Origin of the sequence: Thiocystis minor, from assembly GCF_016653465.1 — a bacterium.
GTDB lineage: Bacteria > Pseudomonadota > Gammaproteobacteria > Chromatiales > Chromatiaceae > Chromatium > Chromatium minus.
Genome location: NZ_NHSQ01000049.1, coordinates 42,673 through 67,176, shown reverse-complemented (window position 1 = coordinate 67,176; position 24,504 = coordinate 42,673). Strand labels below are relative to the sequence as shown.

General features: G+C 63.2%; 18 protein-coding genes. 5 read left to right on the top strand and 13 right to left on the bottom strand.

Translation table 11 applies throughout. The features are described 5' to 3' along the window. Positions 1-110 precede the first annotated feature (110 nt). Together CCR95_RS05205 and CCR95_RS05200 are read left to right on the top strand one after the other, a co-directional pair. A complete protein-coding gene (locus tag CCR95_RS05205; RefSeq protein ID WP_201092486.1) occupies positions 111-365 on the top strand; it encodes a type II toxin-antitoxin system HicA family toxin in 255 nt (84 codons plus the stop codon). Continuing rightward, positions 362-694, top strand: a complete 333-nt coding sequence (locus CCR95_RS05200) for a type II toxin-antitoxin system HicB family antitoxin (protein ID WP_201092484.1) — start codon at positions 362-364, stop codon at positions 692-694. Before CCR95_RS05205 ends, CCR95_RS05200 begins: the two co-directional genes overlap by 4 nt. A gap of 87 nt (positions 695-781) precedes the next feature. On the opposite strand, the gene CCR95_RS05195 is transcribed toward CCR95_RS05200, so the two are convergent. Then, entirely contained in the window at positions 782-1,879 is a 1,098-nt protein-coding gene (locus CCR95_RS05195; RefSeq protein WP_201092482.1) for a response regulator, read from the bottom strand. 101 nt (positions 1,880-1,980) lie between these two features. Then, positions 1,981-5,154 carry a hybrid sensor histidine kinase/response regulator gene (locus tag CCR95_RS05190; RefSeq protein ID WP_201092480.1) on the bottom strand — a complete coding sequence of 1,058 codons (3,174 nt, stop codon included), beginning with the start codon at positions 5,152-5,154 and terminating at the stop codon, positions 1,981-1,983. 710 nt (positions 5,155-5,864) lie between these two features. Between CCR95_RS05190 and CCR95_RS05185 the strand changes: the two genes are divergently transcribed. Continuing rightward, positions 5,865-9,287 (top strand): transporter substrate-binding domain-containing protein, encoded by a 3,423-nt coding sequence (locus CCR95_RS05185; RefSeq protein ID WP_201092478.1) that lies wholly within the window; start codon positions 5,865-5,867, stop codon positions 9,285-9,287. A 10-nt stretch (positions 9,288-9,297) separates the two neighbouring features. Here CCR95_RS05185 and CCR95_RS05180 read toward each other — a convergent pair whose 3' ends face one another. Then, a complete protein-coding gene (locus CCR95_RS05180) occupies positions 9,298-11,409 on the bottom strand; it encodes a sensor histidine kinase (protein WP_201092476.1) in 2,112 nt (703 codons plus the stop codon). A 14-nt stretch (positions 11,410-11,423) separates the two neighbouring features. Between CCR95_RS05180 and CCR95_RS05175 the strand changes: the two genes are divergently transcribed. Next, positions 11,424-12,170, top strand: a complete 747-nt coding sequence (locus CCR95_RS05175; RefSeq protein ID WP_201092475.1) for a response regulator transcription factor — start codon at positions 11,424-11,426, stop codon at positions 12,168-12,170. A gap of 106 nt (positions 12,171-12,276) precedes the next feature. Here the strand turns inward: CCR95_RS05175 and CCR95_RS05170 are convergent, their stop codons facing one another. The 10 genes from CCR95_RS05170 to hemA form a co-directional block, all read right to left on the bottom strand. Beyond that, positions 12,277-12,507 carry a hypothetical protein gene (locus CCR95_RS05170; protein ID WP_201092474.1) on the bottom strand — a complete coding sequence of 77 codons (231 nt, stop codon included), beginning with the start codon at positions 12,505-12,507 and terminating at the stop codon, positions 12,277-12,279. 7 nt (positions 12,508-12,514) lie between these two features. Then, the gene (locus CCR95_RS05165) at positions 12,515-12,823 is read right to left on the bottom strand and encodes an STAS domain-containing protein (protein WP_201092473.1); all 309 of its coding nucleotides are present in this window, start codon (positions 12,821-12,823) and stop codon (positions 12,515-12,517) included. Then, complete coding sequence (locus CCR95_RS05160; RefSeq protein WP_201092472.1) at positions 12,820-14,448, bottom strand: tetratricopeptide repeat-containing response regulator; 1,629 nt, start codon at positions 14,446-14,448, stop codon at positions 12,820-12,822. The genes CCR95_RS05165 and CCR95_RS05160 overlap by 4 nt, the downstream gene beginning before the upstream one ends. A gap of 30 nt (positions 14,449-14,478) precedes the next feature. After that, on the bottom strand, positions 14,479-15,687 hold the full coding sequence (locus CCR95_RS05155; RefSeq protein WP_201092471.1) for a cyclic di-GMP phosphodiesterase: 1,209 nt from the start codon (positions 15,685-15,687) through the stop codon (positions 14,479-14,481). Between the two features lie 334 nt (positions 15,688-16,021). Continuing rightward, positions 16,022-17,641, bottom strand: coding sequence for a tetratricopeptide repeat-containing response regulator (locus CCR95_RS05150; RefSeq protein ID WP_201092470.1), 1,620 nt, complete (start codon positions 17,639-17,641; stop codon positions 16,022-16,024). Between the two features lie 48 nt (positions 17,642-17,689). Then, the gene (locus CCR95_RS05145; RefSeq protein WP_201092469.1) at positions 17,690-18,436 is read right to left on the bottom strand and encodes a molybdopterin-synthase adenylyltransferase MoeB; all 747 of its coding nucleotides are present in this window, start codon (positions 18,434-18,436) and stop codon (positions 17,690-17,692) included. A gap of 82 nt (positions 18,437-18,518) precedes the next feature. Beyond that, complete coding sequence (locus CCR95_RS05140; RefSeq protein WP_201092467.1) at positions 18,519-18,929, bottom strand: hypothetical protein; 411 nt, start codon at positions 18,927-18,929, stop codon at positions 18,519-18,521. A 33-nt stretch (positions 18,930-18,962) separates the two neighbouring features. Further along, on the bottom strand, positions 18,963-19,835 hold the full coding sequence (prmC, locus tag CCR95_RS05135; protein WP_201092465.1) for a peptide chain release factor N(5)-glutamine methyltransferase: 873 nt from the start codon (positions 19,833-19,835) through the stop codon (positions 18,963-18,965). Between the two features lie 83 nt (positions 19,836-19,918). After that, positions 19,919-20,998 carry a peptide chain release factor 1 gene (gene prfA / locus CCR95_RS05130; RefSeq protein ID WP_201092463.1) on the bottom strand — a complete coding sequence of 360 codons (1,080 nt, stop codon included), beginning with the start codon at positions 20,996-20,998 and terminating at the stop codon, positions 19,919-19,921. Beyond that, positions 20,995-22,269 carry a glutamyl-tRNA reductase gene (hemA, locus tag CCR95_RS05125; RefSeq protein WP_201092461.1) on the bottom strand — a complete coding sequence of 425 codons (1,275 nt, stop codon included), beginning with the start codon at positions 22,267-22,269 and terminating at the stop codon, positions 20,995-20,997. The genes prfA and hemA overlap by 4 nt, the downstream gene beginning before the upstream one ends. 452 nt (positions 22,270-22,721) lie before the next feature. On the opposite strand from hemA, the gene CCR95_RS05120 reads away from it, so the two are divergent. Next, positions 22,722-24,494, top strand: coding sequence for a tetratricopeptide repeat protein (locus CCR95_RS05120; protein ID WP_242523068.1), 1,773 nt, complete (start codon positions 22,722-22,724; stop codon positions 24,492-24,494). Positions 24,495-24,504 lie beyond the last annotated feature (10 nt).

The window sequence follows — 24,504 nt, the reverse complement described above, 5'->3', positions numbered from 1 at the left end:
GGCTCGTTATTTCTGCTGATGGCAAGGATGTTCATAAGCAATGGCTGACCAGTGCGCGGCTGTCAACGCCGATACTGGCGCATAGTATCACTATTCGATACTATCAACCCATGAACAGCACGCACCGCAAGACCCTTGAGGCGATCTTCGCGAGCCCGGTCAACGGCAATCTGCCGTGGCGCAAGATCGAGGCGCTGTTGCTGGCGCTTGGCGCGGAGCAAGACGAAGGCTCCGGCTCCGCCGTGACCTTTTTTCTCCATGGTCAACGCGCCGATTTCCATCGTCCGCACCCGCGGAAAGAAGCGCTGAAATACCGTGTGAAGGCGGTTCGCGAATTGCTCGAAAACGCCGGATTCAAACCATGAGCACCATGACCTATCGCGGCTATGCCGCACGCATTGAATACGACGCCGATGATCGAATTTTTATCGGGCGACTGGCGGGCATCAAGGATATTGCCGTGTTCCATGGGAGCACGGTCGATGAACTGGAAACGGCCTTTCGCGAAACTGTCGATCATTATCTGGAGGTCAGCGCACGCACGGGACGCCCCGCGCAAAAGCCATACTCGGGTCGGCTGCTCCTGCGCCTCGAACCGGAAACCCATGCGGCGATCGCGGTCGCCGCCGAGTTATCCGGGGTGAGTCTCAACCAGTGGGCGGCCAGCGCGCTGAAGGATGCCGTGCGGCAGTGAGCGTTTATTGCCGGCGCCTCGGTCGGCAATCCATCGCGTCCTCGCGGCATTTCGCAGCCGAAGATGCTTGTCAATGAATTCATAGGGTCATCGATCCGCCAAGGTCTCGGCGATTTTCGCGAACTCGCTTTCCAGGGCCATGAAGGCATCCGCCACATCCGGATCGAAATGGCGGTTCCGTCCCTCTTCGATGAGGTTCAGGGTGGCGGCATGCGTGAAGGGGCGTTTGTAGGGGCGCGACGAACGCAGTGCGTCATACACATCGGCGACCGCCATGAGACGCGCGGCCAGCGGGATCGCCGTGCCAGCGAGTCCGTCCGGGTAGCCGCTGCCGTTCCAGCGCTCATGATGGTGACGGGTAATCTGGGAGGCATAAAACAATTGCGGGTTGTCGTGTCCCATCGACTGGCGCGCCTGCTCCAGGATCTCGAAACCGCGCAGCGAGTGCGTCTTCATAATCTCGAATTCATCGCTGTTCAGTTGCGCGGGTTTGAGCAGGATATGATCGGGGATGGCGATCTTGCCGATGTCGTGCAGCGGCGCGGCCTGGGCCATCTGGTCCACCGTCGCGGGGGTCAATTCGGCGGGATGCAGCCCTTTGCGCAGCATCCAGTCGCCGAGCAGACGGACGTATTCCTGGGTGCGGCGGATATGGTTGCCGGTCTCCTCGTCGCGGAACTCGGCCATGGACACCATGACATGGATGGCGGAGGACTGGAGTTGCAACACCTGGTTGACCTGGCGCGCCACTTCCTGCTGGAGCCAGGCGCTCTGGTCTTCCATGAAATCCTGCCAGCGCTTGATCTGGAGATGGGTCTTGATGCGCGCCAGCACGATGGGCGGCGTGACGGGCTTGTGGATGTAATCCACCGCGCCGACCTCGAAGCCGAGCCGCTCGTCCTCCACGTCCATGGCGGCGGTGACGAAGATCACCGGAACGCGCGCGGTGTCCGGGTTGGCCTTGAGTCGCCGGCAGACCTCGAAACCGTTCATGCCCGGCATCATGACATCGCACAGCAGCAGGTCGGGCGGCGCGGCGGTGGCCAGATCGAGCGCCCGCTGACCGTGATTGGCCAGTTTCACCCGGTAGTCGTCCTTCAGGATCTGACCAAGCAGACTCAGGTTGGCCGGGGTATCGTCCACCACCAGGATGGTGGGTCGCTCCAGTTCTACGGGCGCCATCATCGAATCCATGTCCTTGAGGAGAGTCGTTGCGATGGTAGTGCATGCCGACGGCTTCCGAAAACAGGATTCTCACTTGACTGGAGCGAATTGATTGCGGCCGATCAGTTTCCGTTCATAAAAGAGATCGGTTGACTGGGGCTGGTTCCGAGCAACGCTAGCGCGGCGTCGAAATCAAAACTGTCCAATGCGCGCCGGATCTGTCGCCGGGTGGTGGCGGACAGGATGTCGGCAAACTCGTCGGCGTGCCGCTGCCACAGCTCGGTGGCTTCCGCATCGCCTTCGGCCAGCAATTGACGCAGACGCTCCAGGTGGCGAGCCGTCTCCTCTGGGTTGACTGCCACGGCCAGCGCGGTTGGCGGGCGGGGCGCGGAGACCGCGTTCAGGGCTTCGAGGATGGGGCTCAGCGTCTCGTCGAGCGCTTGAAGAAGATCGCCGGCACCCGCATCCCGCGACTGTACCGCCCGCTCCAGTGCGGCGGCGGCATCCCGCAGGGCGTCCATGCCAAGGGTGCCCGCCAGGCCCTTGAGGGTATGCGCATAGCGCACGGCCGACTCCCAGTCTTCCTGCTCTAGGTGATCCCGTAGCGTCGCGCGCGCCATCCGAAACTGATCGCGAAAGGCGATCAGCAGCTTGCGATAGAAGTCTGGATTGCCGCCGCTGCGCGCCAGACCGCGGCGCGCATCCACGCCGGGAATGACGGGCAGCGCGTCCAGCGACATGGGCGGCGGCGGTGGCTCCGGAGCGGCCGCGCCCAGCGGATGATAACGGGCCAGGATGGCGAAGAGTTCGGCGGGCTCGAAGGGTTTGGCCAGATACCCCTGCATGCCCAGGTCCAGCCCGCGCTGGCGCTCCTCCACCAGGGCGTGGGCCGTCATGGCGATAATGGGGAGGTCGGCATAGCGCGGGTCGGCGCGCAGTCGGGCGGTTGCCTGATAGCCGTCGAGCACCGGCATCTGCAAGTCCATCAGCACCACGGCATAGTCATCCGGCGCGCGCGCGGCCAGCCGGGCCAGCGCCTCGGCGCCATTCTCCGCCACGTCCACCGCGACGGCGCGCGCGCGCATCAATTCGACGGCGATCTGCTGGTTGAGCGGATTGTCCTCCACCAACAGCACCCGCAAACCTTGCAGCGAGGCGGGCGCGGGAACGGCTTGCACGCGCGCGCTGGCTGGCTGGCCACTGGCGAAGCGGCTCAAATAGTCCCGCAGCGCCCGTGGCATCACGGGTTTGGTGATGAAATCGTAGACGCCGAACGGTTGTGCCTGATCGCGGATGTCGCCTGGATCATAGGCGGAGACGATGAGGATATGCGAGGGCGCGGGAATCTTCCGTTCCTGGAGTGTGCGCAGGACGGCGGCGCCGTCCAGGTCTGGCATGACCCAGTCCAGGATCAGCAGGTCATAGGGATCGCCCGCCGCCCAGGCGGCGTCCAGGCGCTCAATCGCCTCGGCGCCGGTGGCGCAGTCGTCCAGCCGGGTGAGCGCCAAGTGTCTCAGCAGACTGAGCAGGGTCGCGCGTGCCTCCGGGTAATCGTCGACCACCAGCACGCGCGGTTGGATCATCGTTTCGCCGAACGCCGAGGTCTCGACCGGCGTGGAGACGCGCGCGCAACGGATCGTGAACTGGAAGGTCGAGCCCTGCCCTGGCTGGCTGGTCACCTCAAGCTGTCCGCCCATCATTTCCACCAGACGCTTGGAGATGGCGAGTCCGAGTCCGGTGCCGCCGTATTGACGGGTGGTGGAGCTATCCGCCTGGGTGAATTCCTCGAACAGCCGCCCGATCTGCTCGGGCGTCATGCCGATGCCGCTATCCTCGACGGCCAGACGCAGGACGATCTCTCGGGCGGTTTCGCGAACTAGCTCCAGAATCAGGCGCACATGCCCGGCAGGGGTGAACTTGACCGCGTTCGCGAGCAGGTTGGCCAGTACCTGACGCAGTCGCAGCGCATCGCCGAGCAATTCGCCGCCCTGACGGATCGCCCAGAGTCCACGCGCATCGAACAGCAGCTCGATTTCCTTCTCCTGGGCGCGTTGCTGGACCAGTAGCAAAGCCTCGCCGATGACCTGTTCGAGTTGAAACGGGGCGGGATCGAGTTCCAACCGACCCGCTTCCACCTTGGAAAAATCGAGGATGTCGTTGAGGATGCCGAGCAGCGATTGCGCCGCCGAGCGGGCCTTGGCGAGATAGTCGCGCTGCTGCGCGGTGAGCGGGGTGCCGAGCGCCAGATAGAGCATCCCGATCACGGCGTTCATCGGCGTGCGGATCTCGTGGCTCATGTTGGCGAGAAAGCGGCTCTTGGCCTCGGTCGCCGACTCGGCCCGCCGGCGCGCGGTTTCCAGTTCTTGTTGGACCGCCTCGCGTTGATGGATGTCGGCCGCGATGGCGCGGGCCATCTCATCGAGCGTGCCGCCGAGGACGGCCAATTCCTCCACCCCGCCTACTTTGCCAACGCGGGCATCGTAGTGTCCCTCCGCCAGACGCCCGGCGATGGCGAGCAGTTGCTGCAAGGGTCGCAGGACGTGACGGGTGAGGATGCGGATTTCCACCGCGATCAGCGTGGTCATGATCAGGAAGCCCAGGATGGAGGCCAGAATCCAGTCCTGCAGACGGGAGCGGGCGCGCAGAAGCTCGTCGCTGGTACGTTGGTCGACCCGCTCCAGCAGTGCCTCGATCGCCTCCGAGAGACGCAGGCGCCGCTGATTGTAGTCGCGGCTGGCGATGACTTGCCGGGCATACGCCGGGTTGGGCTGGCCGTCGGAGACGAAGTCGCGAAGCGCCGGATCGTAGAGTCCCTGGGTCGCGGCGAAGGCGATCTGCTCGATCTCCTTGAGCGCCTCGGTGGCCGCGAAGGCGTGCTCCAGGGCGTCCAGCTCGGCCGCGCTGAAGCCAACCGAACGCATCCGTTCACGCATGGATTGGCGGGAACCCGTCGTCGGCAGATTGTGTTCGGCTTCGCCAGCGATGACCTTTTCCCAGTAGATATGCGAGTTGGTGTCCGCGGGCGCCGGTTTCTCCCCCTCGCGAATTCCCAGGATGTCGTAATAGGCGAGCAGGAAGCGCGTGTCTCCCGCGTTCGCATAGAGGCCGACGAGACGCGCCAGCAACTCCGATTCCAGACGCAGTTCGCGCACCAGAAGCAGCGCCCGCTGACGGTGTTCCTGCGCCTCGCCGAGCAGAACGTGCGCGTTCCAGACAAAGAGGGTAAAGGCGCCGTTGACCCCCAGCATCAGCAGGAGCGTGGCGGAAAAGACGACTGAGAGTCGGCTGAGTTTCATATCGACAGCCGGCTTGCCGCGGCTCGGGTAGCGGATGAGGCGGGATGGCCTCAACCAGAAAGATCGTGGGGAATTCTACAATAGATTCAAATCCTGGAGAGCCAATTCGATGTTGGACCGTTTCCGAAGAGGCTCGGGCAGGAGGCGGAGGGCTTCCAGAATCAAGGGTTCGATGGCCGCGGAGGCGGCCGTCCGGTCGGTGTCGCGCGGAGACGGATGATCGGCCAGGAGGCGCCGCGCATCGTCGAGCCTTGAAATCTCCGTGGCGGTCCTGTAGGTAGCGGTAAGCGTCATCCCGGTGGGACCAGTCGTTGAGCGACGGGATCAGCAGATCGATCTCCTGTTGCAGGCTCAGCACCGTGCGCTCCAGGTGTCGGGTCGCCTGGGCGCGTTCCAGTTCCAGCAACCGGGGATAGGCGAATAGGCGCAGGGCGGCCTATTCCAGGCCGACCGCGACGACGAACACAGACAACAGGAGGAGGGTGATCCGAGTGCGCACTGACATACTTCGATACTCTCGACGGAACGGATGGCGATGTCGCGATCTGCAAAGCGAGGTCTAGCTTAAGCGGACGTGGCGGATGCCGTATTAACAAGACATAAACAAAAGATAAACGACTGAGCCGCCGATTGTCCCTGGACAGGCTTTCCGATCGAGCGCTCCATCAAGCAACCGGCGCAACCGGTCTCGGCTTACAAGGAATGGACGGATGCAATTTTCACTGATGTCGGCCCGGCGTTCCCTGGGGCTCCTCGTCGCGCTGACGCTGATCGGCGGCTGGCTCGCGTCGGCCAGCCTGTACGGCGCCGAGGTGGACGTGACGGAGCGGGCGGAGTCCGGCCAGTCCGCGTCCGGTATCGTGCTGACGCCCGAGGAACGCGCCTGGCTCGACGCGCATCCCGACATCGTCCTGGGTATGTCGGATCGTTTCCAGCCGGCGTTGATTCGGGCGGACGACGGGCGCCTGTCCGGCATCGTTCCCGAGTATCTGGAGCTGATCAATCGGCGTTTGGGGACCAACATCCGCCTGGCGGTGAGCAGTTCCTGGGAGGATCTGGGCCAACAGGCCGAACGGCGCGAGATCGACGGGCTTGCCGCGGGCGGGCGCAAGACGGCGCGGGATCGCTTCGTCAATCACACGCTGCCCTATCTCGTCACCTACTACTATCTGTATATCCGCGCCGACGAGACGCTGGCGACGACCCGACTCGACGAACTCGCCGGCAAGCGGATCGGCTATCTCAAGGGGGCGCTGCACCCGCGCTCCATCCTTGATCGCTATCCCGGCGTGATCCCCGTGCCCTTGGCGAATCAGGAGGACATGGCCGCCGCGCTGACGAACCGCCGGGTCGATCTGATCTTCGACATCCTGTTCCTGGAGTGGTGGCGCAAACAACACGCCCAGGTGTCGTTCAAGATCGGCGGTCTGGTGGAGGGGCATTCCAATCCGCTGACCTTCGCCATCCGCAACGACTGGCCGCTGCTGCCGGGGATTCTGAATCAGGCGTTGCGGGATATCCCCGAGAGCGAGCATGCCCGCATCAAGAACCGCTGGCTTGATAAGGTGGTCCAGGAGCCGGAGCCGGATTTCCGCCTGGCGCTGACCCCTGTCGAGCGCGCTTGGCTGACCGAGCATCCGGTCATCCGTTATGCCGTGGACCCGGACTGGGCGCCGGTCGAATTTCTCGATCCGGAGGGGCAGGCGAGCGGGATCGGCCCCGAGTATCTGGCCCGGATCGAGCCGCTGCTGGGCGTGCGTTTCGTGTCCGTGCCGACCGTCAACTGGGCGGAGGCGCTGCGCCTGCTCGAACGTGGCGAAGTCGATCTGCTGCCGTCCACGTCCCCGACCCCTGAGCGTCGGAAACGCTTTCATTTCTCTACGCCCCATCTTGCCTTCCCGATCGCCATCTTCGCGCCCGTCGAGGCGCCCTTTCTCGGAAATCTGGAGGCGCTGGCTGGAAAACGGGTGGGCGTGGTGGACCAGTACGCCGTCCAGGAATGGTTGCGACAGGACTATCCCGAGATCCGCCTGGTGCCGTTCGCCAATACCGAAGCGGCATTGCACGAGGTGGCCGAACGGCGGATCGATGCCTTCGTCGACAACCTCGTCACGACCAGTCAGGCGATTGGCCGGACCGGACTCGTGCAGGTTCGCGTGGCCGGCATGACCTCCTATGAATTCGCCCTGTCCATGGCGGTGCGGCAGGACTGGCCGATACTGGCCGGGATTCTGGAGAAGGCCATCGCGGCCATTCCCGAGCGCGACCGCAAAAGCATCTACAGCCGCTGGGTGCAGGTGCCGCCGCCGGCGACGGTCGACGATCGTCTGCTCTGGAACGTGCTGGCGGGTTTCGCGCTCGTGCTGCTCGTCATCCTGCTCTGGAACTGGAGCCTGAGACGGGAGATGGCGAAACGCCAGCGGGCCGAGCGGGTGTTGGCGGAGAGCGAGCGTCGCTATCGAGAGATGGTCGAGTCCGCCTCGGCCAACTTCAATTTCTATTCGCTCACGCCGGAAGGCGCCTTTCTCTATATCAGTCCGAGTTCGCGGGACTGGTTCGGCATCGATCCGGCGCGGATTCTGGGCATGCCCTGGGACGAAATCGCCAACTGGTCCGCCGACACCCGACGGCGCGGGTTGTCCGCCTTGCGCCAATGTCAGGCGGGCGAGATCCCGGCGCCGGTGACCCTGGAAATCACCGTGCGCGGCGCGCGGCTGCAATTGATCAGCCATGCGCGGCCGGTGAGAGACGATCAGGGGCGTGTCGTCAGGATCGAGGGGATCACGATCAATATGACCGAGCGTTTGAAGCTGGAGGAAGACCTGCGACGCGCCATCGCGACCGCCGAACAGGCCAACCGGACCAAGAGCGAGTTTCTGGCCAACATGAGTCATGAGATCCGCACCCCGATGAACGGGATCATGGGCATGCTCCAACTCTGTCTGGACACCGTCCTCAGCGAGCAACAGCGCACCTTTCTGGAAAAAGCACAGGGGGCGTCGCGATCCCTGCTGGATCTGCTCAATGACATCCTGGATCTCTCCAAGGTGGAAGCCGGCCAGTTGACGCTGGAGTCCACCGGCTTTGTCCTGGAGGCGGTGATCGCGCATCTCGACACGGTGGTCGGGCACGCGGCGCGCGACAAGGGGTTGGCGTTCCGCGTCGAGATCGCGCCCGAGGTGCCGGCATGGCTGGTGGGCGATCCGCTACGTCTGGGCCAGATTCTGATCAATCTGAGCGGCAACGCGGTCAAGTTCACCCCGCGGGGCGAGGTGCGGATTTCCATTCGGGTGCTGGATGGCAGGCGCGACAGGATTCATCTGGCGTTTGAGGTGAGGGATACCGGCATCGGTATCGCCGAGGCGCGGATCGGCGAGTTGTTCCAGCCATTCCAGCAGGCGGACAGCTCGATCACGCGCCGTTATGGGGGAACCGGTCTGGGGCTTTCCATCAGCCAGCAACTGGTGCACTTGATGGGGGGTTGTCTCCAGGTGGAGAGTCGCATCGGGGAGGGCAGCGATTTTCAATTCGATGCCTGGTTTGCCGAGGGGCTTCCGGCGTCGGACATGGGCGGTGCCAGGCTGGCGGCGCCTGCCTGCTCGGCGCGTCCGATCGGGTTGACCCTCGACCTTTCCGGCAAGCGGATTCTGGTGGTGGAGGACAACCTCCTCAATCAAGAGGTGGTCAAGGCGTTCCTGGAGCAGGCGGGAGCCGGGGTGGAGGTGGCAAACCATGGCGCCGCGGCCGTCGACTTGATTGAACGGCGGGGAGTCGCGGCGTTCGATGCGGTGCTGATGGACATCCAGATGCCGGAGATGGACGGCTATACGGCGACCCGTCGTCTGCGCGAACTGCCGGGGGGCGCGTCAGTGCCCATTATCGGCTTGACCGCCCATGTGCGGCGCGAGGAGATCGCACTGATCCATGCCGCCGGGATGAATGACCATGTCGGTAAGCCGTTCGACCCCGCGATGCTCTTGAGCGTCATCGCTCGCCATCTGAACCTAAACCCGGCAGAGACGAGTGCGCAGCAAGACGCGGCGCCCGATGCGATGCCTCCGGTCCTGCCGGGAATCGCTGTCGCGGGAGCGCTCGCGGGGGTCGGCGATCCGGTCTCGATCTTGCGGGAGTGACGGCCGCCAATCATCCGGCGCTCGACTCAAGCCACTGATCGCCTGGTCGATCGGGCAGGCGCACGCTGAAGATGGCCCCGCGCCCGCCGGCGTGTTTGCGATTGGCGCGCGGTGAGTTCGGAGGCGCCGGAGACCAGCCAAGGTCGCCGCCGAGCGTCCGCAGTATGGCGCGGCACAGGGACAGGGCATTGCCGGTCCCAACCTCGCCGTGCGAGCCGATGTCGTGCTTGGTGCCATCGAGACGAAACAGGTCGGGCACGACCGCGTCGGACACGCCGGGACCGTTATCGGCGACCTCGAAACCGGGCTGACCGTCGGCGCGTTCGCGGACCTCGATCTGGTCGCCCGCCCCGCAGAATTTGACCGCATTATTGAGCAGGTTATCGAGTAGCGTATCCAGCAGGGTCGGGTCCGCCCAGCAGTCGCGGTTGCTGAGGAGACGGTTGCTGAGTTGGATACCTTTCTGCCGTGCCCGGTCGCGGTAAGCGTTGCAGTGGCTCTCGACCACCTGCCGCAGATTCAGCGCGCTCTCGCCACCCGCGACCAACCCGGCGGGCAATCGGCGTTGCGATTCCAGCCGCTCCAGCAGATGCCCCAACTGCTGTTGCAGCGTCACGATCCCCGGAGGCGCATTCGGCAGGATGGCAAGAAAGGTCAGGCTCGTCAGATGGCCGCGCAGATCATGCGCGATCAGGCTGACAATCTGGTCGCGATGTTGGTTGACGTGCGCCAACTGCCGCGTGCGTTCCGCGACCTGATGCTCCAGACGATCCAGATACATCCGCCGTAGATCCTTCACCCGCTGGCGCGCCGTGTCGCGCTCGCGGCGGGCGAGAAAGATCCGGTCGGCCAAGGCCAGATTCAGTAACACCATATCCAGGAAGAAACCGACCGGATAGGCCAGCGTCAGGACGAGGGGCGGAAGACCCACGACGCCCAAGGAGAACAAGAGGATCGGCAAGCTGCCGGTGACGCCCAGCAGAAACGCCGGGGCGAACAGACGGGTCGGCGAATAGCGTCGCCAGCGCTTGAAGATGCTCAGGATCACGACGGCATCGACGATCAGCCCGCTGACATTGATCAGCGGGCTGAACCACGGCGAATTCGGTGCGATGAGGCTCAGGCAGAGGAGCAGCACACAGCCCCATTCCAGGACGCGATACAGGGGCAGGACGCGCGGCCAGTCATTGGCCAGGTCGAGAAACTGGCGGGTGGCGCGCAAGACGAACCACATCATGAGACTGACGGCGCCGAAGAGCAGGGTCGCGGCCATCCGTGTCGAGGGCATGTCGAACAGGAGCGTCCAGTTTCCCCAAAAGATCAGCGTGTGCGCGAGGACGCTGGCAACCACCCCCGCCGCCTCGCGGTATACCGGTTCGCGCAGGATCCGCCAGAAAAACAGGTGCGAGACCAGCGCCAGCAGCATCGTGCCCAGCCAGATCCCGCGAAACCAGCCTTCGCCGTGGAGTGCGCTCACGAAGGCCCGGTCGCCATAGGCCATCAGTGGCAGACGCAGCGAAAAATCGGTCGAGACACCGACATAGAGAAGCTGTTCGCCGCGCGCGGGCGTTTCCAGACGAAACACCGGGCGTCCGACCGGAATGCGACGTTCGGCGCGCGGCGTGGTCAGGGCGATGCGTTCGGGCGGCGACACGGCGGGTGGCTCCGCTCGGTAGAGCACGGCCTCGGCCAGCAGCGCCTCGCCCAGATCCAGATACCAGACCACGGTCCGGTCGCTCGGGTTACGCACATGCAGACGCAGCCAGACGCGGTCACGGGTTGGGCCAAACGCGAGAAAACCGCCACGGGTCCAATCGACGAAGGCCGGCGTTTCCTCAGCAGTGGCATCTGGCGTCCAGCGGTGCGTGGGGTCGCGAAAGAACTGCACAGAGTCGCCGAGCGCGACGTGAGCGAGTCCGTCGACGTCCAGTACGCGCGCGGCATGCCCCGGCGTTGCCCAGCCCCAGAAGAAGGCCACCAGGAAAACCAAGTGGACGCCGACGGCGCGCCGTGGGGACAAACGCCAACCCTGACGTGGTGCGTTCTTGACGGGAGGCGAGGCGGATTCGGCTCGATCACGCGGAACATCGGGTACTATTTCGTTCACCTGTAGAGCAAACATGACAGATCCTAGCGATGATGGAGCATCTCCGTCCACGGATTTTGCTGGTCGACGATGACCTGACCTTCCGCAATCTGGTCGAAACCTATCTGATCGACAACGGCTATCGCGTTCTTCTCGCGGGCTCGGCGCTTGAGATGCTCAGGAAAACCGCCGCCTGCGAGCTGATTCTGCTCGATCTGACGTTGCCGGATGAAGACGGTATCGTGCTGTTACGACGTTTTCGCCGTCAATGGAAGGTGCCTGTGATCGTCGTCAGCGGGCGCGATGCCGATGAGAACCGACTCGTCGCCCTGGAATTGGGTGCCGACGATTTTCTGACCAAGCCATTCAGTCCCCGTGAATTGTTGTTACGCGTCGAGCATTGCCTGAAGCGAATCGCGCCCCAGGATCAGCCGGTCGAATGGGCGTTCGGCGGCTGGTTACTGAACGTACCGCGACGCCAACTGAGCAATCCCGCCGGCGTTCCCGTCAAGTTGACGCGCGGCGAATTCGAGGTGCTGCATGCGCTGCTGGCGGCCAAGGGTTCCGTGGTGCCGCGACGTCGTCTGACGGATCTTTTGCCGACCCGTGCCGATCCGCACCCGAACACCCTAACGGTGCTGCTGTCGCGGCTGCGCCGCAAGCTGGACGCGGGTGAAACCGAGGATTCCATCCTGGAGACCGCGCCGGGGATCGGCTACCGTCTGCGCATCCGCGCGCGCGAATCGCTGATCGCTTCCGAGAACTGGCCGGTCGAGGACATCAGCAGGCGCGACTGATCCTGGCCATGGTCGCAAGCGATGAGACGGCCGCGGTCTTCAGGTCGCCGGTGCCGCGAACCGGAGACCACTGCGGGAGACGGTGAGCGACCGTGTGCATGGTCCATCATTGATCACGATCCGCCATCTGACGGGTGGCCAGGTATCCCAGCTCCCGCAATACCTTGATCAGCGGGTATTCGTTCCTGAGCTTACCGCGAACACGGCAGGCATAAGTCAGTTGTTCATGGGTCACGATTCCGCGTTCCCGCAGGATGGCGGCAATCTGTTCGCTGACATCATCCTGGGGCGGCGGTGCCCTTGACGCAGACGGATCTTGGGTCGACCGATGGTGCATGGCTGCTTTAGGGCTTAAAAGTGAACAATTTATCGAAATTCGCGATCTTGAGAATCTTGCCCACGTTCTCTCCGTAACCGCTGATGGTGACCGGCGCTACTCCAGTTCCCGCGTGTTCGCGCAGGATGAGCAGCATCCCCAGGGCCGAGCTGTCCAGATAAGAGGTATTGGACAGATCGACGATGTAAGTCATGGTCTTGGACTCGATGTTCCGGAAGGCATTCAGGAATTCCTGATGTACTGAAAAATCGAAGCGTCCACCGATCGCGATGGTCACCTGGGAGGTCTGTTCATCGATCCGACACGTCACGCTCATCTTGTTTTGGGAACCTGGATAGCCAACTGGCGCAGGCGCGATTGCACGTCCGCCAATCGCCAGTCATTGGGGGTGGATTTCTGGACCCGCTCGACATAGCCGCGAACCGCCTGGACGCCCTCGGCCGAGGGACCGCGACTCTCCATCTTGATGATCCATGCCTTGGCGGCGTTGAGATTGATCGTCTTGTTGCCCGGCATCTCATCGGCCGCCTCGTGCAGAAGTTTGACGGCCGCATCGAAGTCGCCCTGTTTGATCAGACTGACGCCCGCATTGTTGGTCCTGACGATGTCCCGTTGAATCTGGCGGATAGCCGTGTCAGCCGCCTCCGCGAGACCGGTTGCGTGACAGACCCGCACGACCTCGGCCAGAAACTCATGGTCATCGTGGTTGTTGCCGATGGCCTGCTGCAGCAGGGCGATGGCCTTGTGTGTTTCGCCCAACCGCGAACAGGTCGCCATCATCTCCAGCGACAGTCTGGGGGGCAGACTACTCCCGAGCTCGACGATCAATTGTTCGGCCGCCTGGAGCGCCGCCGTCGCTCCGCTCGTGTCGCCTTGATCCTGTTTGACGATGGCCATCGCGCTCGCCTGATAGATGGCCGCCTCGCGGTGGTCGACGAAGGTCTTCCCGATTTCCCCAATGATCTTGAGCGCTTCGGTATGTTTCTGGTTGACGCTTTTCGATTTGGCAAGCCCGGCGTGCAGTGACGGATGATTCAGCACCGAGTGCCTCGCGAGCGCGACGGCCCGCTCGAACACCGCCTCCGCGGCCTTGCCGTCGCCCTGCTTCAAGATCAGCTCGCCGAGTCGCTGCTGACGTTCGATATTGCGTGGCGACAAGGCAACGGCCTTCTTCAGGGTCTGCTCCGCGCCGTCGTAGTCCTGTTCTGCCACCTGTGTCTTGACCAGCCAATCGTAGGCAAGGATGAAATGGGGCTCGCTGTCGAGCAGCCGCGTGAAGATTTCGCCCGCCTGTCCATACTGTTTTTTCTGAAACAGAATCTTGCCCTTGCCCAGGAGCGCCCAGTTCAGCGCGCGGTTCGCGAGCACCGCGTCATAGATCGCCATCGCCTCGTCGAGGCGATTGGCCGTGAGACAGACATCCGCCTTGAGGCGCAGCAAATCGGTGGGATTCACCGGTTTGGCGGCGAGCAACCGGTTCAGTTCCGCGATCGCCGCGCCATGGTCTCCGGACCGCAGCGCCTGATCGACGCCAGCCAGGCCGGATTTGCGCTCGAACTGCTTGACCAGACGGGTCTTGAGCAGGTCCATGGTGAACGGTTTCGTCAGATAGGCGTCGGGCATGTATTCCACCGCGCCCATCACCATGTCGCGGGTCTTCTCCGCCGTCACCATGATAAAAATGGCCGCGACCCCGATCAGCGCGCGGTGTCGCGCTTCTTCCAGCACCTGCTGGCCGTTCCTGCCCGGACCCAGATTGTAATCGCACAGCACCACGTCATAGCGCTTGCCTTCCATCAGCGCGATTGCCGCGGCACCGGTGCTGGCCTGGTCCAGTTGGGTCGCCCCCAGCGTGCGCAGCAGGGTACGTAGGAACTCGCGAATCGATGCCATGTCATCGACGATGAGATAGGTTTGACGGGTAAAATCGGTTTGCGCCATGGCGCGACTCCTCGCAGGCAAAGATGACGATCAGCACCGCATCTGGAGCAACTCCGCCGGGTTGACACGCCACTGCTCGGGGGATTCGGCGCGCTCGATCCGTTCCTCCGAGCCTTTCCGCTGGCGTGACAGATCGAGGTCCTGAACGGCCAGATAGCGGCGGCGGTCGGCATCCATGAAGACCCGCACCACCGGCTGTAACAGCCCCTCGCGACTGGACTCGACCACGACCCCCAGCCGACCGCTGCGCAGCCGCACCAGGGTGCCTACCGGGTAGATGCCGACGCAGCGGATGAACTGCTGGACCAGTTGCGGATCGACGTGCTGACCGCTCCACTCCAGCAGTTTGCGCAGCGCCAGCGGGGGTTCCATGCCCTTGTGATAGACACGGTCGGAGGTGATGGCGTCATAGATATCGACGATCGCGGCCATCTGCCCGTAACGGGAGATCGCTGCGCCAGCCTTGCCGTCGGGATAACCGCTGCCATCCAGCCGCTCATGATGTTCGGCGGCGACCGCCAGGGCGGCCGCGGGGATGCCCGGTGCCACGGCCAGGATCTCGCGGCTGTGGACGACATGACCGCGCATCACGTCGAACTCTTCGTCGCTCAACCGGCCCGGTTTGTTGAGAATGGCGGTCGGCACCAGCGTCTTGCCGAGATCGTGCAGCAGCGCCCCGATCCCGATGTCCTGGATCAGGGGGCGATCCAACTCCAGGCTGCGGGCAAAGGACACCATGAGCACGGCGACGTTCACCGAATGCTCGAAGGTGTAACGGTCCATGTTGCGGATGCGGGTGAGCCCCAGGAGGGCATCCTGATTGCGGAAGATGGAATCCACCATCTCGCCGATCACGGGGTTGGCACGCTCCAGGTCGATCTGTTGTCCGAGCCGGGCGTCCGTCATAAGGCTGCTCACGACGTCGATCGCTTCCGTGTGAATCCGCTTCGCGTGGGCACGCTCGTCGGTCGGTGACGCTTGCCGCGCTGGACTCGATCCTGACTCCGGGGGCTGGGTCGGGGGCTGGTCCTCGGTGCGTGAGATTAGGTTCGAAAGATCCTGTCCCTTCTTCGTGTCGATCGTGAGTTCGTGGATCCCCAGTTGGCGAATCTGCTCCAGATGCGTGTCCGTCTTGAGGAGGAAACGAGGTCTTAGGAATCCATGTTCCATCCAATCGCAGTGCAGATCATGGACATACATGCCCGTTTGGAGTTGATCGACACGAATCTTCTTAAGCATGGCTGTGCTGATCACCGGTGACTGCTCGGTTTGGGGCCGGTGTGACGAGGCGGGTCACGGACGTTACCGTTGCGCTCGTCTTGACAACGTGCTCCATCAGCCTTGAGCTTAATCGGATCCGGTCGATTCCGTATTAACGGGATATAAACAAGAAATAAACGGCTTGGCTGGTTGTTGCGCCGAGCAGGACGTGCGCGTTCCAGACAAAAAGGGCAAAGGCGCCGTCGATCCCCGGCATCACCCGGCGCGTGGCGGAAAAAACGACCGAGAGTCGGCTGAGTTTCAGGTCAACGGCTGGCTCGTCGATTCCGGAACGCGCGTGCCCGGCCAGCGTCTAGGTCTTGGGCGCCAATTGGCGCAGACGCGATTGACTGTCCGCTAGCCGCCAGTCATGGGGGGCGGACGTTCTGACTCGGGCGAGATAGCGACGCACCGTCTGGATGCCTTCGGCCGAGGCGCCCCGGCTCTCCATTTTGATGAGCCATGCCTTTGCCGCGTTGAGATTGAAGGTTTTGTTGCCCGGCATGTTCTCGGCGGCATCGTGTAAGAGTTCGATGGCGGCCTCATAGTCGCCTTCCTCGATCAGACGCTTGCCGGAACGGTTAATCTGGACAATGTACTGCTCAATCTGGCGGATGTCCTGGTCGGCCTGCTGCGCAAGACCGGTGTCGTGGCAGATGCGTACAACCTCTGTCAAAAACTCCTGGTCATCATGGTGGTTGGCGACCGACTGCTGAAGCAGAACGCTGGCCTTTTCCGTTTCGCCTGCCCGGAACCAGGTCATGAGCATCTCCAGCGCAAGTCTGGCGGACATCCCGCCGCCCAGACTGGCGAGCGACCGCTCGGCCGCTTGAAGCGCCGCGGTCGCCCCCTTCGCGTCTCCCTCCTGCCGCTTGATGAAGGCCGTCGCGCTCGCCTCGTAGATGGCCGCCTCCAGGTGATCGATAAAGCGTTTATGGATTTCTCCCGCGACCTTGAGTGCCTGAGAACTGTTCTTGTTGAGGCTTTTCGATTTTGCCAATCCGACATACAGCACGGGATGATTCAGCACCGAATGCCGACCGAGCGCGACCGCCTGCTCGAACGCGGCCTCCGCGGTCTGGCTGTCCTCTCTCTGCAAGGCTAGGTCGCCGAGCCGCCGCTGACGGTCGAGGTTGCGCGGCGATAAGCGCAGGGCTTGCTGCAGCGATTGTTCCGCCTCGTCGAAGGATTGTTCGGCAACCTGCGTTTTGGCCAGCCAATCGTAGGCAAGGATAAAATTGGGATTGCTGTCGAGCAGGCGGGCGAAAACCCCGTGTGCCTCGTCATAGTGTTTCTGCTGGAAGAGGATTCTGCCCCGGCCGAGGTGAGCCCAGTCGAGCGCGTCATCGGCGAGGATCTCGTCGTAAATGGCCATGGCCTCGCGATGGCGACTGGTCGTGAGACAGATGTCGGCCTTCAAACGCAACAAATCGGTGCGATTCCTCGGATTCTCCGCGATCCGTGCGTTCAGCTCGGCGAGCGCCGAGTCATGGTTCGTCGCCAACAGCGCCTGTTCGACACCGCCCAGGTTGGACTTGCGCTCGAAGAGCTGGAGCAGACGGCTCTTGAGCATCTTGATCGTGAATGGCTTGGTCAGATAGGTGTCGGGGGTGTACTCCACTGCGCCCATTACCCGTTCGCGGCTCGTCTCCCCGGTCACCATCATGAAGATGGCGTCGACCCCGATCAGCGAGCGGTGTCTCGCCTCCTCCAGTACCTGCTGTCCGTCCTTGCCATGTCCCAGGTTGTAATCGCAGAGCACGACGTCATAGCGTTTGCGTTCCATCAGCGCGATCGCCTCGACGCCGTTGCGGGCCTGATCCAGGTGGACCGCCCCAAACGAACGCAGCATGCCGCGCAGGAGCGCGAGCATCGACACGAAATCGTCGACGATCAGATAGGTTTTATCGGAGAAATCGGTTTTTTGATTCATGACATGCTGAACGCTGGCGATGGTTCGTCACCGATCCATCGCAACCGCTCAGGCGCGCCCGGAACAGACCGGACAGGCCGGATCGACGCCGAGACGCAGACTGCGCCAGTCCATCGTTGCCGCATCCAGCAGCAGCAGCCGCCCGAACAGCGGCGTGCCGAGGCCGGTCAGGATCTTGATCGCCTCGGTGGCCTGGATGCTGCCGACGATCCCGACCACGGGTGCCAGAATGCCATTGGCTGAACAGGTTTCGTCGAGATCGCCGTCGCGCGGATAGAGGCACTGATAACAGGGATCGCCGGGCTGGCCCGAGAAGGCCGTCACCTGACCTTCCAGACGGATCGCCGCGCCCGAGACGAGCGGTACGCGGGCGGCGACACAGGCCGCGTTGACGGCGAAACGGGTCGCGAAGTTATCGCAGCAGTCCACCACCAGATCCACCTCCGCGACCAGGGCCGGGAGACGTTCCTCGGTTAGGCTTTGCTTGACGGCGATCAGTTCGACCTCGGGGTTGAGCGCATGCAGCGCCAGGCGCGCCGACTCCGTCTTCGGCAGGCCGATGCGTTCGCTGGTATGGAGGATCTGGCGTTGCAGATTGGAGAGCTCGACGGCGTCGAAATCCGCCAGCAGCAGGCGACCGACGCCCGCCGCGGCGAGATACAGTGCGACCGGCGAGCCGAGGCCGCCGAGTCCGACGATCAGGACGCTGGCCGCCCGCAGGCGTTCCTGTCCCGCGATCCCGAAGGCGGGCAGCAGAATCTGGCGGCTGTAGCGTAGAAGCTGTTCGTCGGTCACGAAGGGTATTGCCTCCGAAGCGAAAGGTGCGGCGGGGAGGCGATTCGGTTTCGCGGTCGCCGGCGCGGATGGGCCGCGTGGTTTAGAGATACCGTCGCCAATGTTCCGGACGCGCGTCCCGGCAGCCATGCTCGATCAGCTCGTAGCGCTTGGCGAACAGTTTCTCCGTGTCGTTGAGTTCGCCCGAGAGGCCGCGGCAGTTCGCTCGCAGGGTTTCTTCCGTATAGTAATGCAGGGCGCGCATAAGTTTGTGGAACAGTCGACTGTCCAGATGCAGGCCAAGTTCGCTCAGTGCCTCTTCGATTTCCTGCAACGTCGTGATGAGAACGTCGTAGCGAATCCTGAGCAGGATAGGTGAGACAGGGTCAAGACTCAGGATGCCATCCAGGTCCGCCAGAAAGCGCGCCGCGGTTAGCGCCTGGTGCGGATTCGGATGAATGTCCTGAAACGCGATCTCGCGCTGTTTGATGCGTTCGGCGTCTGGGATGTCCATGGCATCTTTATGCTAATCGGGTGTTGGAAATAATCAAGCCGAATCGAACGGACGATAGCCCAGGGTGACGCGATCCTGTCCCGCCAGATCCTGTCGGGTCTCGATCCGGTCCAGTCCCTCGGCGCGGAACAGCCGTTGGACTTCCCGAGCCTGATCGAATCCGTGCTCGATGGCAAGCAGTCCGTCGGGGCGCAGACAGCGGCGGGCATCCGCGGCGATGGCACGGATGGCCGCGAGTCCGTCGCTGCCCGAGGCGAGCGCTGACGGCGGTTCGAACCGCAGATCGCCGCGGGCGAGATGAGGATCGGCGTCCGGGATATAGGGGGGGTTGCCGAGAATGGCATCAAGACTGTCAGTGGCAAAGGCCGAGAGCCAATCCGCTCGAACGCTGTCGATGCCGCCGAGACCGAGCGCGCAGAAGTTGTCGCGGGCGATCCGCAGGGCCGGCGCGGAGCGGTCGGTGGCGATCAGCCGCCAGCTGGGCCGCTCGCTCGCCAGGGCCGCCGCGATGGCGCCGCTGCCGGTGCCGAGATCCGCGATGCGCAGCGGGGCGGTCGGGTCGAGCCGTTCCAGCGCCGTTTCCACTAGCCGCTCGGTCTCGGGACGGGGGATGAGGGTTGCGGGCGAGACCTTGAGTTCCAGGGTCCAGAAGGACTGCTGGCCACGCAGATAGGCGATGGGTTCGCCGTTCAGGCGGCGGGCGAGCAGGGCGTGGAAATCGGCGGCGGTCGCGGGGTCGAGTTCGCGCTCGGGCCAGGCCAGCAGATGGCTGCGCGACCAGCCGCTGGCCTGGATCAGCAGCAGTTCGGCTTCGAGCCGTGGCGAACTGTCGGGGAGCGCGGAGAGGGCCGCCGCGGCGGCGCGCAGTGTCTCGCCGATGCTCAACCTTTGAATCATGTCAATCATTTAAACCGCGTCGACGCCGACGCCTCGGATGGATGCCGAATTGGCGGCCCACTCAAAACGATGCAGACCCTTGCGGACGCGGTTTAATTGGTCATCATCGCGGCCAGTTGCTCGGTCCGATACTCTTCCAGCAGCGGGTCGATGACCTGGTCGAGCTGACCGGCCATGACCTCGTCGAGCTTGTAGAGCGTCAGATTGATGCGGTGGTCGGTGACGCGATTCTGGGGGAAGTTATAGGTGCGGATACGCTCGGAGCGGTCGCCGCTACCAACCTGCAACTTGCGCGATTCGGATTGCTCGGACGCCTGACTCTCGCGCGCGCTCGCCAGCAGTTTGGCGTGGAGCAGCGACATGGCGCGCGCCCGGTTCTTGTGCTGGGAGCGTTCCTCCTGACATTCCACCACGATCCCGGAAGGGATGTGCGTGATGCGGATGGCGGAGTCGGTCTTGTTGATATGCTGACCGCCGGCCCCGGAGGCGCGATAGGTGTCGGTGCGCAGATCGTTGGGGTTGATGTCGATGGCGTCGATCGACTCGACCTCGGGGAGCACCGCGACCGTGCAGGCGGAGGTGTGGACACGCCCCTGCGATTCGGTCTCCGGGACGCGTTGGACACGGTGCGCGCCCGGCTCGAACTTCAGACGCGAGAAGACGCCGTTGCCGCTGACCCGAACCACGACCTCCTTGTAGCCGCCCAACTCACCGGGACTCTCGGAGACTTGCTCGGTGCGCCAGCCCAGATTCTCGGCATAACGCACATACATGCGCAGCAGGTCGGCGGCGAACAGGGCTGCCTCGGCGCCGCCAGTGCCGGCACGGATCTCCAGAAAGCTGTTGCACTGATCGCTGGGATCCGGTGGGATCAGTAGGTGGTGGAGTTCGGGCTCCAGCGCCGCGAGACGAGTTTCGGTCTGGGCGATCTCCTCTTTGGCCAGCGCGACCATTTCGGGATCGGCGAGCATCTCCTCGGCCGCCGTGCGGTCACGTTCGGCCTCCAGATAGCGGCCATAACAGTCCATCAGCGGTTCGAGCTGCGCATACTCCCGACCGAGATCCCGAAAGCGATTTTGATCGGCCTGCGTGTCCGCCTCGGCCAGCAAGGCCATCACTTCGCTGTAGCGCTCGGCGATGCGCTCCAGTTTGCCCCGGATGGATGGATTCATGGAGCGGTTTTGGGACGGGTCTGATCGAGCTGGAACAATTCGTTGGCGGCTTCGAGGATGTCCGCCTCGCCTTCGCGCGCCGCCTGCCGCAACCGCGAACTGGGCGCATGCAGTAGTTTGTTGGTGAGCGTATGGGCGAGAAAGCTCAAGACCTCGGTTGGGGACTTGCCGGCATCGAGCTGGCGTTGGGCGCGCGCCAGGACTTCATCGCGCAGTTCCTCGGCCCGATGGCGGTAGTCCTGAATCAGACCCGCGGCATCGAGCGAGCGCAGCCAGGCCATGAACTCGGTGGAGTGAAAGGCGATGATCTCCTCGGCCTGCTCGGCGGCAGCCTGACGCGAGCGCAGACCCTCGTCGATGACGCCCTGCAGGTCGTCGATCGTATAGAGATAGACATCGGCGAGTTCGCCCACCTCCGGCTCGATGTCGCGCGGGACCGCGATGTCCACCATGAAGATCGGACGATGCTTGCGTTTCTTCAGCGCCCGTTCCACGGTGCCCTTGCCGAGTACCGGCAGCGGGCTGGCGGTGGAGGCGATGACGATGTCGGCCTCGGGCAGATGGTTGGCGATCTCGGTCAGCGAGATGGCGAAACCGTCGAACTGGGCCGCGAGGTCATGGGCGCGCTCGACGGTGCGATTGGCGACAATGATCCGTCCCACGCCATTGTGATGGAGGTGGCGCGCCGCCAGTTCGATGGTCTCGCCGGCGCCGATCAGCAACGCAGTCTGCTGGGACAGGTCGCTGAAGATCTGACGCGCCAGATTGACCGCCGCGAAGGCGACCGAGACAGGGCTTGAGCCGATCGCCGTCTCGGTGCGCACTGTCTTGGCGACCGAGAAGGCATGCTGAAACAGCCGGCCCAAGAGTTTGCCGGTCGCGGTACAATCGGTGGCGGTCTGGTAGGCGGTCTTGACCTGGCCGAGAATCTGCGGTTCGCCGAGCACCAGCGAATCGAGTCCGCTGGACACGCGCAGCAGATGGACCACGGCGTCGCGGTCGGTATGGGCATAGAGATAGGGATTGACGCGCTCGTGCTCGACGCCGTGAAACCCGCTCAGCCAGCGGCGGATGTCTTCCTCGGCGCCGTCGTGAGCCGCGCAGTAGAGTTCGGTGCGATTGCAGGTGGATAAAACCACGCCCTCGCAGACGCCCTGGCAGCCGGTCAGGTCACGGAGTGCGCCCGCGATAATATCCGGACCAAAGGCCAGTCGCTCGCGGATGTCGATCGGTGCATTCTTGTGGTTGAGTCCGAGAACAAGCAGCTTCATGTTAGTAATCGTTCAGCGGTTATGTTGGCCGGGGTTGGCTGATCGGGCAGACATCCGCGAACGTGCTCCGCGCAATGCCGAGTGTCGCGGGCAGGTCGCCGGCGAGAATCCCTCGCCGCATAGTAAATGGCGCATTCCAGGGATGCAAAACATCGTAAATTTTACCAAAGTTTGTCGATGAAAAAGTTGCCGGTCTATTTTAGGCGATGCCAAAATCGGCCATCCTTGACATGACGCCATCGGCGCCAGATTTTGTCCATTTAGTGCGATCTCCGGCTCGTGATTGCTGGTGTACCAAAATTAACGGATTTTTATAGGCATAAGGAACCACCCCAATATCCGTTGCTCTCAAGTGCAAGTTTGATTACCGATGCAGGTTTTGCGGATTCACGTTTATGTCATTTGTGTTTTTACGTTTTTCGCGCGCGGTTGCGATAGTTGGCGTTGTTCTATTGTTTCCCGCGACGTCTCTCGCGCTCACCGACCCCGCGTCGCCTGCTTCCGAGCCCGCGACCGTGCCGGTGCCCGGCGCGGGCACTGAGAACGCTCAGCGGATTCCCGAGTCTGGCGCGCAGGCGCCTAGCCTCGACGCCGAACAAGTCTATACGATTCTGGTCGCTGAAATCGCGGGGCGTCGTGGCGACATGGCGACTGCCTTTGAGTATTACCTGCAAGCCGCTCAACTCACGAAAGCCCCGAGCATGGCTGAGCTGGCCGTTCGGGCCGCCATCAGCGCCGATGCTCGCGAGGCGGCCGGAGAGGGCGTGCGACTGTGGCTGGAGCTTGCGCCAGAGGCTGCCGCGGCTCATCAGGTGGCGGCCTTTCTGCGTATCAAGGCGGAGGATCAGGAGGGTGCCTTGATCCATTTGGCGCGACTCGTCGAACTCACCGAGGGAGCCGATGAATCGGTGTATGAGCAGGTTGCCTCCATTGTCGCGCGAGCGCCAAACCCCGAGGCTCAGTTGGCCCTCATGCAGGCGCTTGTCGAGCGCTTCCCCGAGAGCGCGGATGCGCAACAGTCGCTTGCGATGGTCGCCGCGAGCGCCTCTCGGTTCGAGGTCGCTGACCGGGCGGCGCGCCGGGCGCTGGAGCTGCGGCCTGACTGGAATAAACCGCGTCTGTTTCTGGTGAGGCTGCTGCTGTCGCAGGGGCAGCGCGCCGAGGCTCGGCGTCTGCTTGAGGAATTCGTCCAGCGTAGCCCCGACGATCATGGATTGCGTATGCTCTTTGGCCAGTTTCTAGTCGAGGAACAGGAATTCGCCACCGCCCGCGACGTGTTTGAACGACTCTTGAGCGATCGGCCCAACGAGCCGGACGTGCTGTTCGCCGTGGGTATCCTGTCGCTCCAGCTCGATGATCCGAACGGTGCGCGCATCTACTTCACGCGCCTCTTCGAGACTGGCGAGCGTCAGGACGATGCGGTTTTCTACCTGGGACAAATTGCTGAGCGGGCGGAAGACGCGCGGACCGCGCTCGAATGGTACGAGAAGGTCAAGGGCGCCAATATGAACGATGCGCAGGTCCGCATGGCGTTTCTACGCGCCAAGGCTGGTGAGGTGACACTGGCCCGCGAGATCCTTCATCAGTTGCGGGGCAGAGCGCCAGACGAGGCGGTTGCGCTCTATCTGATCGAAGCCGAAATTCTTGATGAGGTGGGGAAGACCGATGAAGCGATGAGCGTCTTCAACGCGGCCCTTGAGAGCCATCAGGATGATCAAAGCCTGCTGTATGCAAGGGCGCTCTACGCGGTCAATCATGGCCAGATGGCTCTCGGCGAGCAGGATTTTCTCCGCATCATCGCCGCCGATCCGGCGCATGCCGATGCGCTGAATGCACTTGGTTACACGCTGGCTGATCGCACCGAGCGTTATGAGGAAGCGCTCGGTTATATCGAGAAAGCGTATGCGGTCAAGCCCGATGAGCCAGCGATCCTCGATAGCATGGGCTGGGTCAATTATCGTCTCGGACGTTACGAGGTGGCGCGCGATTATCTGCGGCGCGCGCTCGATAAAATGGACGATGGCGAGATCGCCGCGCATCTGGGCGAGGTTCTGTGGGCGATGGGGCAGCGAGCGGAGGCATGGTCGGTCTGGGGCGCGGCCATGAAGTCGCATCCCGAGCATGCGTATCTTCAAGAGGTGGTCGATCGTCATCGCCTCTCGGAAACCCAGCTCGATCGTCACGACTCCAATCGGAAGATGGTCCCAGGGGATGTTGCACAATGACCGGTCGCTC

What these genes read in the sequence shown, in the direction of transcription:
- CCR95_RS05205 (WP_201092486.1), top strand. Translation starts at nt 111, where the DNA reads ATGAACAGCACGCACCGCAAGACCCTTGAGGCGATCTTCGCGAGCCCG.
- CCR95_RS05200 (WP_201092484.1), top strand. Translation starts at nt 362, where the DNA reads ATGAGCACCATGACCTATCGCGGCTATGCCGCACGCATTGAATACGAC.
- CCR95_RS05195 (WP_201092482.1), bottom strand. Translation starts at nt 1,879, where the DNA reads ATGATGGCGCCCGTAGAACTGGAGCGACCCACCATCCTGGTGGTGGAC.
- CCR95_RS05190 (WP_201092480.1), bottom strand. Translation starts at nt 5,154, where the DNA reads ATGAAACTCAGCCGACTCTCAGTCGTCTTTTCCGCCACGCTCCTGCTG.
- CCR95_RS05185 (WP_201092478.1), top strand. Translation starts at nt 5,865, where the DNA reads ATGCAATTTTCACTGATGTCGGCCCGGCGTTCCCTGGGGCTCCTCGTC.
- CCR95_RS05180 (WP_201092476.1), bottom strand. Translation starts at nt 11,409, where the DNA reads ATGTTTGCTCTACAGGTGAACGAAATAGTACCCGATGTTCCGCGTGAT.
- CCR95_RS05175 (WP_201092475.1), top strand. Translation starts at nt 11,424, where the DNA reads ATGATGGAGCATCTCCGTCCACGGATTTTGCTGGTCGACGATGACCTG.
- CCR95_RS05170 (WP_201092474.1), bottom strand. Translation starts at nt 12,507, where the DNA reads ATGCACCATCGGTCGACCCAAGATCCGTCTGCGTCAAGGGCACCGCCG.
- CCR95_RS05165 (WP_201092473.1), bottom strand. Translation starts at nt 12,823, where the DNA reads ATGAGCGTGACGTGTCGGATCGATGAACAGACCTCCCAGGTGACCATC.
- CCR95_RS05160 (WP_201092472.1), bottom strand. Translation starts at nt 14,448, where the DNA reads ATGGCGCAAACCGATTTTACCCGTCAAACCTATCTCATCGTCGATGAC.
- CCR95_RS05155 (WP_201092471.1), bottom strand. Translation starts at nt 15,687, where the DNA reads ATGCTTAAGAAGATTCGTGTCGATCAACTCCAAACGGGCATGTATGTC.
- CCR95_RS05150 (WP_201092470.1), bottom strand. Translation starts at nt 17,641, where the DNA reads ATGAATCAAAAAACCGATTTCTCCGATAAAACCTATCTGATCGTCGAC.
- CCR95_RS05140 (WP_201092467.1), bottom strand. Translation starts at nt 18,929, where the DNA reads ATGGACATCCCAGACGCCGAACGCATCAAACAGCGCGAGATCGCGTTT.
- prmC (WP_201092465.1), bottom strand. Translation starts at nt 19,835, where the DNA reads ATGATTGACATGATTCAAAGGTTGAGCATCGGCGAGACACTGCGCGCC.
- prfA (WP_201092463.1), bottom strand. Translation starts at nt 20,998, where the DNA reads ATGAATCCATCCATCCGGGGCAAACTGGAGCGCATCGCCGAGCGCTAC.
- hemA (WP_201092461.1), bottom strand. Translation starts at nt 22,269, where the DNA reads ATGAAGCTGCTTGTTCTCGGACTCAACCACAAGAATGCACCGATCGAC.